The sequence below is a fragment of the Bifidobacterium olomucense genome (genome assembly GCF_012932375.1).
Classification (GTDB): Bacteria; Actinomycetota; Actinomycetes; order Actinomycetales; family Bifidobacteriaceae; genus Bifidobacterium; species Bifidobacterium olomucense.
In genome coordinates this window covers 127,514-143,001 of record NZ_JAAIIG010000007.1, presented here as the reverse complement: position 1 = coordinate 143,001, position 15,488 = coordinate 127,514, and the positions used below count along the sequence as shown (strand labels likewise).

12 protein-coding genes are annotated in these 15,488 nt (G+C 57.8%); 7 read left to right on the top strand and 5 right to left on the bottom strand.

All coding sequences use genetic code 11. The features are described 5' to 3' along the window. Nucleotides 1-229 precede the first annotated feature (229 nt). The 5 genes from G1C97_RS08650 to G1C97_RS08630 all read left to right on the top strand — a co-directional run bounded on the left by G1C97_RS08650 (nucleotide 230) and on the right by G1C97_RS08630 (nucleotide 4,815). Nucleotides 230-877 (top strand): hypothetical protein, encoded by a 648-nt coding sequence (locus tag G1C97_RS08650; protein WP_169241419.1) that lies wholly within the window; start codon nucleotides 230-232, stop codon nucleotides 875-877. A gap of 74 nt (nucleotides 878-951) precedes the next feature. Continuing rightward, nucleotides 952-1,152, top strand: coding sequence for a helix-turn-helix domain-containing protein (locus G1C97_RS08645; protein ID WP_417852224.1), 201 nt, complete (start codon nucleotides 952-954; stop codon nucleotides 1,150-1,152). Between the two features lie 229 nt (nucleotides 1,153-1,381). Further along, nucleotides 1,382-2,257, top strand: a complete 876-nt coding sequence (gene pdxS / locus G1C97_RS08640) for a pyridoxal 5'-phosphate synthase lyase subunit PdxS (RefSeq protein ID WP_169241418.1) — start codon at nucleotides 1,382-1,384, stop codon at nucleotides 2,255-2,257. Between the two features lie 78 nt (nucleotides 2,258-2,335). Next, nucleotides 2,336-2,977, top strand: coding sequence for a pyridoxal 5'-phosphate synthase glutaminase subunit PdxT (pdxT, locus tag G1C97_RS08635; RefSeq protein ID WP_169241417.1), 642 nt, complete (start codon nucleotides 2,336-2,338; stop codon nucleotides 2,975-2,977). Nucleotides 2,978-3,177: 200 nt separating this feature from the next. Beyond that, nucleotides 3,178-4,815, top strand: coding sequence for an aminotransferase-like domain-containing protein (locus G1C97_RS08630; RefSeq protein ID WP_169241416.1), 1,638 nt, complete (start codon nucleotides 3,178-3,180; stop codon nucleotides 4,813-4,815). Between the two features lie 282 nt (nucleotides 4,816-5,097). Here the strand turns inward: G1C97_RS08630 and phnX are convergent, their stop codons facing one another. From phnX to G1C97_RS08610, 4 genes are all read right to left on the bottom strand, one after another. Further along, a complete protein-coding gene (gene phnX / locus G1C97_RS08625; RefSeq protein ID WP_169241415.1) occupies nucleotides 5,098-5,880 on the bottom strand; it encodes a phosphonoacetaldehyde hydrolase in 783 nt (260 codons plus the stop codon). Between the two features lie 196 nt (nucleotides 5,881-6,076). Then, a complete protein-coding gene (gene phnW, locus G1C97_RS08620) occupies nucleotides 6,077-7,285 on the bottom strand; it encodes a 2-aminoethylphosphonate--pyruvate transaminase (RefSeq protein ID WP_169241414.1) in 1,209 nt (402 codons plus the stop codon). Between the two features lie 292 nt (nucleotides 7,286-7,577). Then, entirely contained in the window at nucleotides 7,578-10,460 is a 2,883-nt protein-coding gene (locus G1C97_RS12110) for an extracellular solute-binding protein (protein ID WP_205832580.1), read from the bottom strand. A gap of 3 nt (nucleotides 10,461-10,463) precedes the next feature. Next, nucleotides 10,464-11,276 carry an ABC transporter ATP-binding protein gene (locus G1C97_RS08610; protein WP_169241413.1) on the bottom strand — a complete coding sequence of 271 codons (813 nt, stop codon included), beginning with the start codon at nucleotides 11,274-11,276 and terminating at the stop codon, nucleotides 10,464-10,466. A 614-nt stretch (nucleotides 11,277-11,890) separates the two neighbouring features. Here G1C97_RS08610 and G1C97_RS08605 point away from each other — a divergent pair. Together G1C97_RS08605 and G1C97_RS08600 are read left to right on the top strand one after the other, a co-directional pair. Next, on the top strand, nucleotides 11,891-13,069 hold the full coding sequence (locus tag G1C97_RS08605; protein WP_169241412.1) for an anion transporter: 1,179 nt from the start codon (nucleotides 11,891-11,893) through the stop codon (nucleotides 13,067-13,069). Nucleotides 13,070-13,249: 180 nt separating this feature from the next. Beyond that, the gene (locus tag G1C97_RS08600) at nucleotides 13,250-14,119 is read left to right on the top strand and encodes a MurR/RpiR family transcriptional regulator (RefSeq protein WP_169241411.1); all 870 of its coding nucleotides are present in this window, start codon (nucleotides 13,250-13,252) and stop codon (nucleotides 14,117-14,119) included. 67 nt (nucleotides 14,120-14,186) lie between these two features. On the opposite strand, the gene G1C97_RS08595 is transcribed toward G1C97_RS08600, so the two are convergent. Next, entirely contained in the window at nucleotides 14,187-15,461 is a 1,275-nt protein-coding gene (locus G1C97_RS08595) for an ATP-binding protein (protein WP_169241410.1), read from the bottom strand. Nucleotides 15,462-15,488 lie beyond the last annotated feature (27 nt).

Genomic DNA, 15,488 nt, shown 5'->3' with positions numbered 1-15,488 from the left:
TGCGCGAATGTGTTCCTGCCGATTGCGACAAGAGTTACCTGAGGACATAGGTGGAGAGCCGAAGATCGTTGACCCATCGACTGTCTTATATTCGTTGTATCATTAAATACTTAACGATAAACGATAAATTATGCTATAATGATGCCAATATAATCCGGTTTTTTCTCTTTGAGGCGACGTCAACTGAACGACTTTCGTCTCTAGGGAAAAGGGTTGAACGGAGAACATCATGGCCACGAAAAACGGCAACTCCACTTCCACGCAAACCGAGTTGTTGGGGCGTGCGGGTACGGCGGCTCTTGTCATTGCGCGTATCGGCACAGTATTCCTATGGGTGGCGGTTGCGACGACGGCTGTTGTGCTGGTGACCTTTATTGTGGCGTCCGGGGCGTTGACCGCCGACTATAACCGGCTGAGTCTCAATGTCGGCGGCGTATTCAGCATCAGCATCACCGGTCAGGTGCTGGACTATTCGATATACCTGCAGCAATATGACGGTAGTCCGATCAACACCGTGGCCGTCATTGCCACTGGCGCGTCCAGAACGGTCATCTATGCTCTGCTGGCGCTGGCGTTCGGCCAGATTGCGGCTCTGTGCGATGAGCTGAACACTTGGGTGAGGCATGCCGAGCAGTCGTCGCCGTCGCCATTCCGTGCGGTGATTTCCGAACGACTCTCCCGTATGGGGTGGTATCTGATTGCGGTTCCGGTTGTGGCGTTGACCAACTACATCGTGTGTACGCTCGTCGGAGCTTCCGGCAGTGCGGGGATATGGCTCAGTGGTCTGCTGGTGATGATCGGCATCATGTTGCTGCTGCTTTCGCGCATCTTCGACTATGGCATGTCGTTGGAGCAGGAAGTGGATGGCCTGTTATGAGCGCAGTGAGTGAAGATGGCGGGCTTCGTGAGCTGCATGAACCTGATGCGTCGGATCGTGAAGATGATGGACGTATCGTGCTTCGGCTTGACCGTATCATGGTGGAGCGTGGGCGCTCGCTGAACTGGTTGGCCGCGCAGGTGGGCATTACGAACGTCAATCTGTCGAAAATCAAGAACAACCGTGTCTCCGCCATTCGTTTCTCCACCCTTGCCGCCATCTGCGAAGCCCTCGACTGTCAACCCGGCGACATCCTCGAATACGTGAGGGATTGAGTCGAACGGCATGGTTGCTTGGTGAATAATCGGATGATGCGACATTCAACGTGGATTCAGAGTTGTGCGCTTCTGTGTGCTTCGGACATTATATGAATTGGCTATATGGATTGGATGGGTGCAGAAGTTACGAATTGGCCCCATCCAAATTGGACTGGTTTGGGTGGTGCTCGTTCAAACCGTTCGATAATGAAGCGCGTATCAAGCAGCGTCGAACGAAGGGAAACTCATGACGCAGAATCGTGCGGAACTCAATCGTAATCTTGCCCAGATGCTCAAGGGTGGCGTGATCATGGACGTGACTACGCCCGAGCAGGCGAAGATCGCCCAGGATGCCGGCGCATGCGCGGTGATGGCGCTGGAGCGTATCCCCGCCGACATTCGCGCAGCCGGTGGCGTCTCCCGTATGTCTGACCCGGCCATGATCAAGGGCATTCAGGAAGCCGTGTCCATCCCGGTCATGGCCAAGGTGCGTATCGGCCACATCGCCGAGGCTCGCATTCTGCAGGCCATCGACATCGATTATATCGACGAATCCGAGGTGCTCTCTCCCGCTGACGATGTGTATCACATCGACAAGAACCAGTTCGATGTGCCGTTCGTGTGCGGCGCAAAGAACTTGGGCGAGGCGTTGCGTCGTATCGCCGAGGGCGCTGCCATGATTCGCACCAAGGGCGAACCTGGCACCGGTGACGTGATTCAGGCCGTACGTCACATGCGCACGATGAACAAGCAGATTCACGAGCTTGTCTCCCTGCGTGACGATGAGGTTTACGAAGCGGCCAAGCAGCTGGCCGTACCGTACGATCTGGCCAGGTATGTGCACGACAACGGCCGTCTGCCTGTGGTGAACTTCGCGGCGGGTGGCGTGGCGACTCCGGCCGATGCCGCCCTGATGATGGAACTCGGTGCGGAAGGTGTGTTCGTAGGCTCCGGCATCTTCAAGTCCGGGGATCCGGCCAAGCGTGCCGCTGCCATCGTCAAGGCCACCGCCAACTGGCAGGACGCAGACCTGCTTGCCAAGCTTTCCGAGAACTTGGGAGAGGCCATGGTCGGTATCAACGAGGACGAAATCCAGACCATCATGGCCGCTCGCGGCGAGTGACCATGGCGCTTCCCTCCGGCTCCCCCTGGGGGAGCTGTCAGCTTTGCTGACTGAGGGGTTACCGCAAAAGAGGACACAATGGTTGTAGCTGTTGAATACATTTCCAAAGAGGAATCGGACGATGCCGAATCCGCGGCCCATGGCGTAACCGGCATTCTGGCAGTGCAGGGCGCGTTTGCCGAGCATGCCGCTGTGTTGGATAAGCTCGGAAGCCCGTGGAAGCTGCTGCGCGCCGCCGAAGATTTCGATGATTCTATCGACCGTGTGATTTTGCCCGGTGGCGAAAGCACTACGCAAGGTAAGTTGTTGCGCTCCACCGGTCTGTTCGACAAGATCGATGCGCATATCAGGGCCGGCAAGCCCGTATTCGGCACCTGTGCCGGCATGATCCTGCTTGCTCGGGAACTGGACAACGATCCGAACGTGTATTTCGGCGCGTTGGATGCCGTAGTGCGCCGCAACGCGTACGGCCGCCAGTTGGGCAGTTTCGCCGCCACCGCCGATTTCGGCAAGCCCGAAGACGGGAAGGCATATATAGCCAATTTTCCGCTGGTGTTTATTCGTGGACCATACGTGGTCTCTGTGGGCTCGGAAGCTACGGTGGAGACCGAGGTGGATGGCCATCCGGTGGCCTTGCGGCAAGGCAATATTCTCGCCACCGCGTTCCATCCCGAGCTTACGGACGACACCCGCATCCACGAGCTATTCCTTTCGTTGTAGAACCACACTTTTCGTGCGAAAAGTACGCAAATAGCCTCCAGAAAATCGGTTTAACGTACGATTCGTGCGAAAAGTGCGGGAATGGGGTGGCTCGCGGATGAATCGTGCGAAAAGTACACAAGGTGCGCAAGGTACGGGAAATGCGCAAAGTGCGCAAAGTGCTTGGTAGGTATGATGTGGTGCGGTATGGGAGGTGATGTATGCAATTGCAGCTGAACCGTCGCAGCAGCGTGCCGATGTATCGGCAGCTGGCCACCCAACTGCGTGAGCAGATTATCTCCGGAGAACTTGCCGAAGGTTACCGTTTACCGCCTGAGCGTGAGCTTGCCGCACGTCTTGAAGTCAACCGCACCACCGTATTGCAGGCCTATCAGCAATTGAAAGATGAAGGCCTTATCGCTTCCAAAGTAGGTAAAGGCACGTTCGTGCTGCCTCAAGCAATTGCGCCTACTTTGTCGGCATCTTCGGAACAAGCGTCGTTGACTTCTCCGATTTCGGCGGCAATCCCGAACATCGGTTCGTCCGCACATACGCAAGTGCAGGTTATGCGGCGTGTGTCATCGTTGGATCACGTCGAACCGATTGTTGTTCGTCCTCCGTGGTCCGTATTGTTCTCCGATTACTCCAACCGATTCACCTACCATGACATCGCTTCCGCGGAACGCGCGCAGCGGGGCGATACGGTAATCGATTTCGCCACCGGATCGCCCAATCCGGACGATATTCCGGATGACCTGCTGCGTTCGGTGAGTATCGAGGCCTTCGCTTCGCACGAATTCGACGGTCAACCCGAATCGCCTATAGAAGGTTTCGAGGAGTTGCGCGCCCTGCTGGCCGAACATATGCGCGCTCGCGGTGTGCAATGCGACGTACATAATGTGATGGTGCTCTCCGGCTCTGAACAAGGCATCGATTTATGCGTACGTGCGTTCGTTAACCCCGGCGATTGTGTGCTGGTCGAGCAGTCCACGTTTTTCCCGGCATTGCAGGCTTTTCGTTCCGCTGACGCGCGTATTATCGGCGTGCCGGTGGATGAGCATGGCATGCGGACTGATTTGTTGGATGGTTATTGTGCACGCTACCATCCCAAACTCATTTATACGATTCCCACGTTCCAGAACCCCACCGGCACTACCATGCCGGCGGCACGTCGACGTGAGCTTATTGATGTGGCTCGTCGCTACCAGTGCCTCATCATTGAAGATGATGCCTATGGTGAACTGTGGTATGGCAAAGACAGTGACAGTTCCACTCGCCGAAAAACGGATGTGGACACGGGGGTGTCTGCGCGTCAGGAGAGTCGCCCGGTTCCGCTCAAGGGGATGGAAAATGCGGGTTATGTGATGTATTTGTCCACGTTCTCGAAAACCGTGACTTCGGGATTGAGGACCGGATGGATTGTCGCCGACCCACATGTCATCGACCGATTGGCGGCTCTGCGCCGTATGGTCGACCAGCATACAAGTACCTCGTCGCAGCGCATTTGCTTGGAATTGTTGAAAGAGGGCCGTATCTCCGAGCATGTTCGCAAGCTGACCGCTGCATATCGGGAGCGTCGGGACACAGCTGCAGAAGCGCTGAAACGGTTCGCCCCGGTCGGTACTCATTGGATCGTGCCGGAAGGTGGATATTACATCTGGGTTGCGTTGCCGGAGGGCGTTCGGTCATTGGATGTGCTGGACGTCTGCCGGGCGAAGGGCGTCACCTTCATGCCAGGTGGCGTGTTCGATGTGGATGAGATGGACGACTCGCATATTCGTCTCAACTTCGTTCGTCCAGCTGTCAACGATATCCGTCAGGGCATCCGTATCATCGGTGAGACGGTAGCATTGCTCTGATACGCACATTGTGCCCCATACAGGCTTTTTGGAAGGGCGGTCCCGATGTCCCGGGAATGCGTCAAGTCTTGAACGCGGATATCTCGCTTACAAGGGGTTGATTTCCGCTTTCGGAAACATCCATCTGTGTTACAAGGGGTCCCGAAAACGGGAAACCCCGGGTATGAACAGTGCGATTGCAACGTTCATACCCGGGATTGCTGCTCGGGAAAACCCCTTGTAATGCAGATAGATGTTCTCGGTAACCCGAATCAGCCCCTTGTAACGCAGATAAGGTCAACCTCAGGCGATCTGGGACAGCAGCGTAGGCAATTCGGCCATTGTGTCGATGACGGCGTCGGCGCCGGCGTTGACGAACGCTTCACGTGCAGCGGCGCGAGCGGCAGCCTTATCGGCATCGGACAACGCATTGAACTCATCCTCGGACAGCGCCATCTGGGAGCTGCCTTCGGTGACGCCAATCGTGAAGACACCGGCGTTCTTGCCTTCTCGGATATCGGAAAGGGTATCGCCTACCTTAGCTGCGCGTCGGACGTCGGTGACGCCAAGCTTTTCGAGGTTCTTGAACACCATGTACGGGTAGGGGCGTCCGAAACCGTTGGTGCCGTCCGGGCTGATCCAGCAGTCCGGGGCGTAGCCGTTTTCGGCAGCCTTCGGTACTACGATCTCCATCATCTTGTCCGTGTATCCGGTGGTGGAACCGATCTTGATGCCGGCTGCGCGCAATGCGGCGACAGCGTCCACCACGCCCGGTTTCGGGTCGGCGAAACCGTCGAGGATGGAGAGCAGCTTCGGCTCGAAGTGACTGTAAACGGCGTCCACGTCAGCATCGGTGGGGGCGGCGCCATGCTCATCCTCCCAAGCGCGGGCGATGCGGTTCATGTGCAGCATCGTATTGATGTGGTCATGCTTCAGCATGCCCATCGGCTTGCGGGTCTCAGCCATCGTAGGTTCGATGCCGAACTCCTTGAACGCCTCCTGGAAGGCGCGGACCGGGGCGAAGCAACCATAATCCACAGTGGTGCCGGCCCAATCAAAAATAACAGCTTCAAAACGGTTGGTCATTGTATATGTACTTTCATTGCGTGCGATTGGCGGAAAGTCTGGCATATGTTGTTCGGCACACTCAAGGCCGTTTGGCCTCGCTCCGGCGCGTGCTCGCAGAGCTTAGCACGCGCCTTCGCTGCTTATAGCCTCTCAACACATGCCAGACTTCCCGCCATCCGTATTGTCAAATAGTTAAGGACTGGCTTATTGAGAATCAGGCGACGAGCTTGACTCCGGCGGGGGCGGCGGCCTTGATCGGAGCGCCCGCGGCATCCATGGCGGCGATGGCTTCCGGCACGGAGTCGGAACCGGTTGCCGCGGCGAGCAGTCCGCGCTCGCCCATGTAGAGGGCCAGCAGCTCGGTCACCTTTTCGATGTCGTCGGTGTAGATCTCACCGATGTTGCCCAAGCGGAAGGTGTCTTCGTTGGTGAGCTTGCCCGGGTAGATGGCGTAGCCGCGTTCCTTGATGAACTCGTACATGTCATGGAAGTCGAACTGGGTGCCTTCCGGGTAGAGGAAGGTGGTGATGATCGGTCCCTGATGGTCCTTGAGGAACACGCGGAAGCCGAGCGCCTTCATACGGGCGATAAGCAGATGGTTGTTCAGCGCGTAGCGGGCGGAACGGGCCGGGATGCCGCCTTCGGCGAACATCTCGTCGAGGGCCTTGGAGAAGGCGAGCACCACATGGGTGGGGGAGGTGTAGCGCCACTTGCCGTTGGCCTTTTCAAGAGTGTTCCACTGATCCCACAGGTCGAGGGAGAGGGAGCGGGCCTTGCCCTTGGAGGCTTCCAACTTGGCCTTGTTGCAGATGATGAAGCTGAAGCCCGGCACGCCCTGAATGCACTTGTTGGCGGAGGAGACGAGGAAGTCTATACCCCAGTCGGCCACCGGGATGTCCACGCCGCCGAAGGAGCTCATGGCGTCCACCATGAAGGTGCAGCCATGCTTCTTGGCAACGGCGGCTACGGCCTGAATGTCGTTCAGCAGACCGGAGGTGGTTTCGGAGTGGATCATCGAAACATGGGTGATGGTCGGATCGGCGGCAAGGTATTCCTCAACCTTGGCGGCATCCGGGATACGGTCGTAAGGCTCGGCGTACTGGGTGTAGGCGATGCCGGCGTGATCGCAGATCTTGGCCTGGCGGTCGCCATATGCGCCGTTGGTGCACAGCAGCACCTTCTCGTCCTTGCCGATCACGGAGGTCAGCACGCTTTCCACGCCGAAGGTGCCGGAGCCCTGCATGAGCACGGCGGTGTAGTCGTCGGCGTTCACGTGGGCGAGTTCAAGCAGCTGGCGACGAATCTTCTGGGTGATCTGCTGGTAGTCCTCGTCCCAGGTGCAGTGGTCGAAGAGCATCTCTTCCTTGACCGTGCGGGTGGTGGTCAGCGGACCGGGGGTCAGCAGCTTGTATTCGTTTGCCATTGGTGGATTTCCTTTCTTGGATGTTCTGCGGCCGAGTCTAATCAACTGCGTAGTTGCTGTAATCTTCTACGTAGTTTGTAAGGCACAATCGGAGTGTCGTATGTAGTTCTGTATGTGATGAGTGTTGACACGTTTGGTTGGCGTGTATGATGCCCGACACGCTCAAGGCCGCTCGGCCTCGCTCCGGTGTGTGCTCGCGGAGCGTAGCACACACCTTCGCTGCTTACGGTCGGGCATCACACATCCCAACCAAACGCTGCGCAATGCATGATTTGTAGAACCGGACCTGTGATTACTCGCCCTGCGCTATGCGCTTGCATTCGGACGAGAAGTCCTGATGCTCTTGCAGCAGGTCCACGGTCAGGGGCTTCGGGAAGGTCTTGGAACGCTTGGAGGCGTTGGCTGGTGCCTGCTCTCCCTGATAGAGCGGCGTCGGATAGGTCTTCAGCAGCTCTTCGCGGCCCTTGTCGATGATCACGCCGGCCATCTTCTGCGCTTTCGGGTTGGTAGCAGCGCCCTTGTCCAGCACGGCCACCGATTCGGTCAGCGAGTAGTTGCCTTCCTCCGGATCCACATAATCGATCGGCAGACCCTTCTTCTTGTCGGCTACGGCCTGATGACGCAAGCCGAAACCGATCGCCACCTCGCCGGAACGTACGGCCTTCAAAGGTCCGGAGCCGGACTGTTCGAGATGCGGTCCTGCGTTGCGATAGATCGCCGTAAGAATCGCTCGGCCTTCATCACCGGTGCCATAGGCGTCGGCGATGGCCTGAATCATCAGCCAACCGGTGGAGGAGCCCTCCATGTCCGGCACGGAAATCAGACCCTTGTACTGCGGATCGGCCAGATCCTTGAAGCTCTTCGGCTCAGGCACGCCGGCCTCCTTCAGCACGGTGGTGTTTACGATAATCGCGCCTTCCTGAGCGGTGGTGGGGGAGCGCCAAGCGGGAGCCTTGGAGTTTTCGGAGGTGCCGAGCAACTTGGAACGCACATCGGTCAGATCGGCGAACATGTGGTTGCGCTCTTGGGCGGAATCAATGTAGTAGGAGCTCATCGTCAGCATGTCCGCTTCCAACGCCTTGCCTTCGGCCAGCATCTTGCCGCCGAGCTCGGAGGTGCCGAAGCTCTGGATGATGTACTGGTCCTTGAACCCGTTGTTATCCAGCGCGTGCTGGAAGGCCACTACGGCCTCATCGTCGGCGTTCGTATAGATCACCACCTGACCGTTCGTGCTGGCGGTGGCGGTGGAACCGAATCCGAAACCGACCAGCAGCACAGCGAGTACGGCGGACAATCCAGCGGTGAGGATATTACGCGCCTTGCGATTACCGGAAGTCGGCAGCGGGAAGTCCGGCGTGCCGTTATGCGCAGTTTGGGCGGCAGCGGTCAGTTTGGTATCGGCTGCCACCGTGGAGCGGACGGCGGCGAGCTGCGGGGTCTTCACGGCTGCGCGCGCAGCCGCACGAGCACGCTCGGCGGCGCGATCGCGCGTGACGAAGGCAATCACGCCCTTGACCACCAGATTCGTCACCAGAATCAGCAGCGAGAGCACGAACACGTCATCGAACTTGGCGATGTGCTGTAGCGCGGAGATCTTGGTGGTGATGACCTGCGTGCGGGCACCGGTCAGGAAGACCACCGCGGAAATCGTCACCATCGCGTTGACGAAGTAGTATCCGAAGACCTGCAGAATCGTCGGCCACGCGTTCGGCGTCACCACGCGCACGATCGTCTTGATCCAGTTGTCTCCCATGAGCTTGGCCGTGGTCTCCCACCCGGCGTTCATCTTGGACAGCGAATCCTTGATCATCTGGTATGGGGTGGCGAAGTAGTGGATGATGTTCGCGATGATCAGAATCCAGAACGTGTTCTGCAGCGAGGAACCGGAGAATGCGAACAGGAAGGCGATGCCGAGCACCATGCCAGGCACGGTGTTGATGATCGCGGAGATCGCGTCCACCGAACGCTTCGCCCAGTTCGGCAGCTTGGAGCGGGAGGTCACCAGGCCCGCAGCGTAGGCGAACAGGCATCCCACGATGGCGGTCATCACGGCCACATACAGCGAGTTGGTGAACACCTGCGTGAGTTCGGAATCGGTGAACATGTTGGTGATGTGCGAGAGGGTGGGCGCCACGTTGAACGGCCATTCGGTGACGAACGGGATCAACAGGATCACCGCAAACACCGAAAGCGTGCATACCAGCACCACCACGGAGGCGATGCCGCATGCCCAGTCACGCCTCGGGCCTTTCGGCAGCTCGACCTGGCTGATCTGCTTGTAACGGATGGCGAAACGCTCCAGCACGGTCATCAGAATGATGGAGATGATCGAGGGAATGAGCATGAACACGGCGATCACTGCGCCACGGTTGAAGTTCGGTATGGAGCCGAGCATCTGGTTGAACAGGGTCATGGCCAGCACGTCGTATTCGCCACCGACCGAGGTCGGGATGCCGTAGTCGGTGAATGCGAGGAAGAACGACTGAATGAACGCCACGGCAAGTGTACCGATCAACGGGCGCAGCACGGTGTTGAGGAACGTGGTCAGCGGCTTGTCTCCCATGATGTGCGAGACGATGATGAACTTCTTGTCCACGAACTGGAAGCTGTTGTTGATCAGTAGGAAGCAAGTGGGCAGCGTGTAGATCACATAACCCATCAGGAGGCCGTTGAACCCGTAGATGTCGAACAGCTGGTGGCCGCCGAGCAATCGGGTGATCAGGCCCTGCTTGCCGAACGAGTAGATGATGGCGAAGCCGTACGTGATGGTCGGCAGCAGCATCGGCAATTGGGCGAGCAGTCCCACGGTTTTCTTGAATCCGGCTGGTACGTTGGTGCAGTTGATGGTGTACGCCAACAGGAACGCGAGCAATACCGCCACCAGTGCGGACGTGGCCGAAACGGCCAGAGAGTTGGTGATCGAGCGTACGAATTCAGGCTGGGAAAGCACGACCGCGTAGTTGGACAGCGTGGCCGAACCGGAAGCGGTGGTGAACGAGCGGACGATGACCAGCACCATCGGCACCACGAGGAACACGGCGAAGCAGAAGGCCACTATGGTCAGCAGCGTCCATAATTCGGTCTGCTTCGGCTTGGAGGGGCGACGTTCGTAATTGACGATCTCCGGACGGATGTTGGGCAGCTGCTTGCCCGCTTGGATGGATTCGACGGACATGACTCAGGCCTCCTGCCCGGCAAGGGCATGAGCCGGGACGCCGTTCGCGGCGGCCGCTCGGCTATCGGCTTCGGCCTCGCTGAACAGTGAGTAGATGTTGTTGCGCTTGACTTCCAGCTGGTGCAGGATGAACTTCCTGACGAAGTCGGATGCCGGGTGTTCGATGATGTTCTCCGGCGTATCGTACTGGGCGATTTTGCCGTGATTGATGATGAGCACCCGGTCGCTCATCGTGCAGGCTTCCTCCGGGTCGTGGGTGACCATGATGGTGGTGAGCTTGTACTGGTCCACGATCTGCTTGATCTTTGCCTTGATGGATTCCTTGATCACGCCATCCAATGCGGACAACGGCTCGTCGAGCAGCAGCAGCTTCGGCTTCATCACCAGCGTGCGGGCCAGTGCCACACGCTGTTTCTGGCCGCCGGACAGTTCGTCGATGCGCTTGCTCAGATGTTCTTCAAGTCCCAGCAAGCTGATCAGTTCCTTGATCTCCGCTTCGGAGGAGATGCCGGGGTTGTTCCTCAGGCCGTAGGTGATGTTCTCGTAGGCCGTGAGATTCGGGAACAGGGCGTAATCCTGGAATACGATGTTGAAGCCGCGTTTCTCCATGGGCACTTGGGTCAGGTCCTCGCCGTTGTACAGGATCTGGCCGCTGGTGGCGTCCGTGATGCCCAGAATGATGTTGAGCAGCGTGGTCTTGCCGCCGCCGGAAGGGCCGAGAATGGACATGATCTGGCCATCTGCGAGCGTGAGCGAGATACCGTTCAGCACATGGGTGTCACCGAACGATTTGGTGATGTTTTTCAGTTCGAGCATATTTCGTCAACTTGCCTTCTGGTCGGGCTGCCGTGAACGTTCATGAATGTCCGCGTGGGCGGTCCGCTTGATTGGTGCCGCGTGAATTGTCGGCATCGGGATTGATGTTCGGTCGTAATGGATTGAGTTATCGTTTTTCGGTTATCACGGCTGAACCTCACGCCGTACTTCCATAGTCGGGCAAAGACAGGCGACGGGAATCTTACGTGAGAGAAAGTTGAACGAAGCGATAGTGAACAGCGAGTAAAACTACAGATTCGGCATGTAGTCGGCGTAGTTTTGCCCTGCTCTGAGCCGTGTGTGATTGAGATTTGTGATCGAGATTAAGAACAGATTGATGCCGGCGGCGCTGGGGAGGACAGTGACGGCATTGCGCTCGGAACTCGGTGAGACAGACGGCGGTCAGAGCCTCTGCATATGTGAAATTAACCGTCAGTTCATGATGGTGTAACTCTGGTATCGGTCAAAAAGTCGGAAGCGAAGCCCAGAAAGCAGTAGGTATCAGCGGCTGATTCGCTTGGAAGCCGTCGGAAAACAGCACGCCGATACTACGTACTAGGAGGCGTGTTCCGATACTATGGACACCGGTAAACGGCTGAAAAACGGAGGAATCGATGCGGCGTTGGCTCATCAATCTGGCCAAAAGTGAAACGATTCTCATAGTCGCCGCAGCGCTTGCGCTGATCTCCTGCTTCATCGTTCCCCCGGACGCTGATTACAAGGACTACATCCATGCCAGCACCATCAGCCAGCTCATCTGTCTGATGATCGTGGTGTGCGGCTTCCAGCGCATCGGTGTGTTTCGCATCATCGGCTCGCGCCTGCTGGAGAAGACCAGCACCATGCGCGGGCTCGTGATCACTCTGGTGGCGCTGACGTTCTTCTCTGCGATGCTGATCACCAATGACGTGGCGCTTGTCACCTTCGTGCCGTTCGCCGTGGCCGTGCTCATCATGGCCGGGCAAGGTGAGAAGACGATTCTGGTGGTCACGTTGATGACTATCGGCGCGAACGTGGGCAGCATGCTCACTCCGATCGGCAACGCGCATAACCTGTATCTCAAAGCGTTGACCGGCATGCCGGCGATGGAGATGATCGGCATCATGGCCCCATACTCATGTACGGCGGCCGTGCTGCTGGTCATCGTGATCTCCGTGGTGTTCGGCCGGCAGGAGGTCGGTAATCTCGGCAATCTCGAAACCGGCGTACTGGCCCCCGAACGCAGCAAACATCAGCCGGATGAGATTCGCATCACCGGTTACGGTGCCGGTTATGGCGGTTGGCGCACCGTCGTCTACACACTGCTGTTCGCCGTATGCCTTCTGGCCGTTTCCGACATCATTCCGCTGTGGGCGATGTGCGTGATCGTGATCGCCACCTTCCTGTTCACCGATCGCCGTGTATTCCGTTATGTCGATTGGGGTTTGCCGCTCACCTTCTGCATGTTCTTCATCTTCATCGGCAATATGAAGCGTGTTCCGGAATTCTACGAGTTGGCGCGCTCGCTGGTCGGTGGTCATCCGCTGGAGGTGGCGGTGGTCTCCAGCCAGATGATCAGCAACGTGCCCACCACGATTCTGCTGTCCGGCTTCTGCGATCAGTGGCGTGAACTGATCATCGGCACCAATCTGGGCGGTATGGGCACGCTGATCGCCTCGATGGCTTCGCTGATCTCGTACAAAAACGTGGTACGCCAATATCCGGATCGCAAGGGCCGCTATCTGGCTGTCTACTCCGCTGTCAACGTATTGTTCCTGGTGGCGCTGGTGGGTTTGAGCTGGGTGATCGAATAATCCGCGCAAGACCGATCCCGTTGTGTTGTGTGCCTTCCTGGTGCGGCTCGGTTCTTGGGATGCAGAATTCAACCATCGTTCACGTGGAGGTAATCCACGGTGCGATGCCGTGACGTTCGACCCGGTACGCTCGGATAACGGAAACACACCATACTTCAAGGCCAAAGTCAGGAGTGAGCCGTGCAATCCTCAGTGGGTATACGTGAACGGATTGACCATGTCTATCCGACGTTGCGCCCGGCGGAGCGTGCGGTGGCACAGTATATTCGCGACCATCTCGATGAAGCCGCTGAACTGACGGTAGGGCAACTGGCGGACGCTGCGCACGTCAGCCAGCCTACGGTGATTCGATTCTCCCGCAAGTTGGGATTCGGCGGCTATCGTGAGTTGCGTTATGTGCTGCGTCATCCGTTGGCCGAGCATCAGGTGACGTTCGACCCGTTGGTCGGATTCGATCTCAATCCGTGGGATACGCTTGATGCCATTGCCGACAAGGCGGCGGACGGTGCCAAAGCCCTGATCGACGAGCTGCGGCGCACGGTGGATGACAAGGCCTATCGCAAGGCGGTGTCGTTGATTGCCCAGGCGAATCTCGTCGATATTCTCGGTGTGGAGAATTCGATGGTTCCGGCGATGGACTTGTTCACCAAGCTCAGCTATTTGGGGCTGTCTTGCCGACTCAATACGGATGCCTACCTTCAGCAGATTGGAGCCGGGCATTTGCAGACGAATGATGTGGCCGTTGCCTTTTCCCATTCCGGCAGTTCGGCAGACACCGTGAAGGCGTTGCGCTTGGCGAAATCCCGGGGCGTGCATACCGTGGCCATCACCAATACCGCCAATACGCCGCTCGCCGGGTGGGCCGATGTGACGCTGCTGACCGGCCGAGACTCGCATACGATTTACGGAAACGCCATTTTTTCGCGTATTCCGGATATCGCGTTGGTGGACATGCTGTATATGGGCGTGATTCTGTCCGACTACGGACGGTTCTCCACCGCGCTGGACGAGTCGGGCCGTATGATTCGCGACCGAGTGTTCGAAGGCTAGTGCAAGTGTCGTGAGGCCTATCTACGAAACGCAAATGGAATTGCGCACATGCGAGCGATTAGAGCGCTCAGGCCTGTGAGGCCAATGAATATGTGGTGGCGCGGGAGCGGCCGTGTCGTTCGATTTTGCCGTCCAATTCCAACTGTCGCAACAGATGTGCGGCCTGATCACGGCTGAGCCCCAGTTGCTGCTCGATGGTTTTCCGACTGAGACTCACGCCACTAGAAGCCAGCAGATTCAGTGTGATCTGTTCCAATGTCTCATTGGCATGGTTGATCAGCGCGGTGTCGATGGCGTTCTCCCGTGACTCCTCGCCCGACGCGGTATCGATTGGTGCGGGCAGCTCGAATCCGTAACTGCCTAACGTCACCATCTGCAGTGGGGCACAGCCGCAGATACGGGCACCGGCCAACGCATCCGGGATGTAGTCGGTCATGCGTTGAATGGCCGGGAACGAATAGAGCTTGGCATGTGTTCTTTGCTCGCCAGTCTGCTTGGAGGTCGTCTTGGAAGGCGCGTCAGAGGAGCCGGTGCCGTTTTCGTCTGACGTTTCCGCATGAATCACGGATGGCAGCACGATAGCCACGGAAGTCGGTCCGACGCGCAATTGCGGACTGATGTCATTGCCGGCGTAGGAATCCATGATCCTTTGCATGCCGGTGCCGCAATTCTCGGCAAGGCTCAGATCGGCGAATGCGGCGGCTAGCCGGGGATTGCGTGGCAGGCATACGCCGTTGAGCAGGTCGTTGACGGCCATGCCGTCGGCCAGTCCACCCAGAGAGACGATTTCCAGTCGTGAATCAAATATGTTGATCAGTGTCGGACCGGAATAGGTGTAATCCCGATGCTCCAGCGCGTTGACCAGCGATTCGCGCAGCGCAGTGGCCGGGTATCGGCCATCGTTGAGTTTGGCCAACAGGATACTGGCCTCGTTGAGTTGACGAAGTACCGATCCGGTGAACGTATGACGTTCGCGAATGATGTTTTTGTCATCTCCATCGAACACCACGGCCTTCACCGTGAACGGGCATTGATCGGCAAGCAGCAAGTCGAGGGGAGCGGAATCGTTGCCGGAGCCGGCGGTGGACGGGAAAGAAGTTTTGAGTCGATCGGCAGTCCAAGTCAGGCCTGCACTGGCAAAACTCTGCTGTGCGTATTGGAATGTCAGCACAGTTGCATTGGGTTCGGCATCATGATCGGTGCCATAATCGGCGTTATCGGTGACTGTATGACGATCAGCGGTGGCTGTGTCGCCAGAGACATCAGAGATGTGGGGCGAACCGGTGGCATGCCCGTCCTGTCCGTCTACGGTGCGATACGCTGCATCTGTTCTTGTCCCCATGATTGCGATGGTATCGTTGCGAGCAGA

Coding starts and splice junctions, on each gene's coding strand:
- pdxT (WP_169241417.1), top strand. CDS start 2,336: ATGGTTGTAGCTGTTGAATACATTTCCAAAGAGGAATCGGACGATGCC.
- phnX (WP_169241415.1), bottom strand. CDS start 5,880: ATGACCAACCGTTTTGAAGCTGTTATTTTTGATTGGGCCGGCACCACT.
- G1C97_RS08595 (WP_169241410.1), bottom strand. CDS start 15,461: ATGGGGACAAGAACAGATGCAGCGTATCGCACCGTAGACGGACAGGAC.
- G1C97_RS12110 (WP_205832580.1), bottom strand. CDS start 10,460: ATGTCCGTCGAATCCATCCAAGCGGGCAAGCAGCTGCCCAACATCCGT.
- G1C97_RS08605 (WP_169241412.1), top strand. CDS start 11,891: ATGCGGCGTTGGCTCATCAATCTGGCCAAAAGTGAAACGATTCTCATA.
- phnW (WP_169241414.1), bottom strand. CDS start 7,285: ATGGCAAACGAATACAAGCTGCTGACCCCCGGTCCGCTGACCACCACC.
- pdxS (WP_169241418.1), top strand. CDS start 1,382: ATGACGCAGAATCGTGCGGAACTCAATCGTAATCTTGCCCAGATGCTC.
- G1C97_RS08650 (WP_169241419.1), top strand. CDS start 230: ATGGCCACGAAAAACGGCAACTCCACTTCCACGCAAACCGAGTTGTTG.
- G1C97_RS08610 (WP_169241413.1), bottom strand. CDS start 11,276: ATGCTCGAACTGAAAAACATCACCAAATCGTTCGGTGACACCCATGTG.
- G1C97_RS08630 (WP_169241416.1), top strand. CDS start 3,178: ATGCAATTGCAGCTGAACCGTCGCAGCAGCGTGCCGATGTATCGGCAG.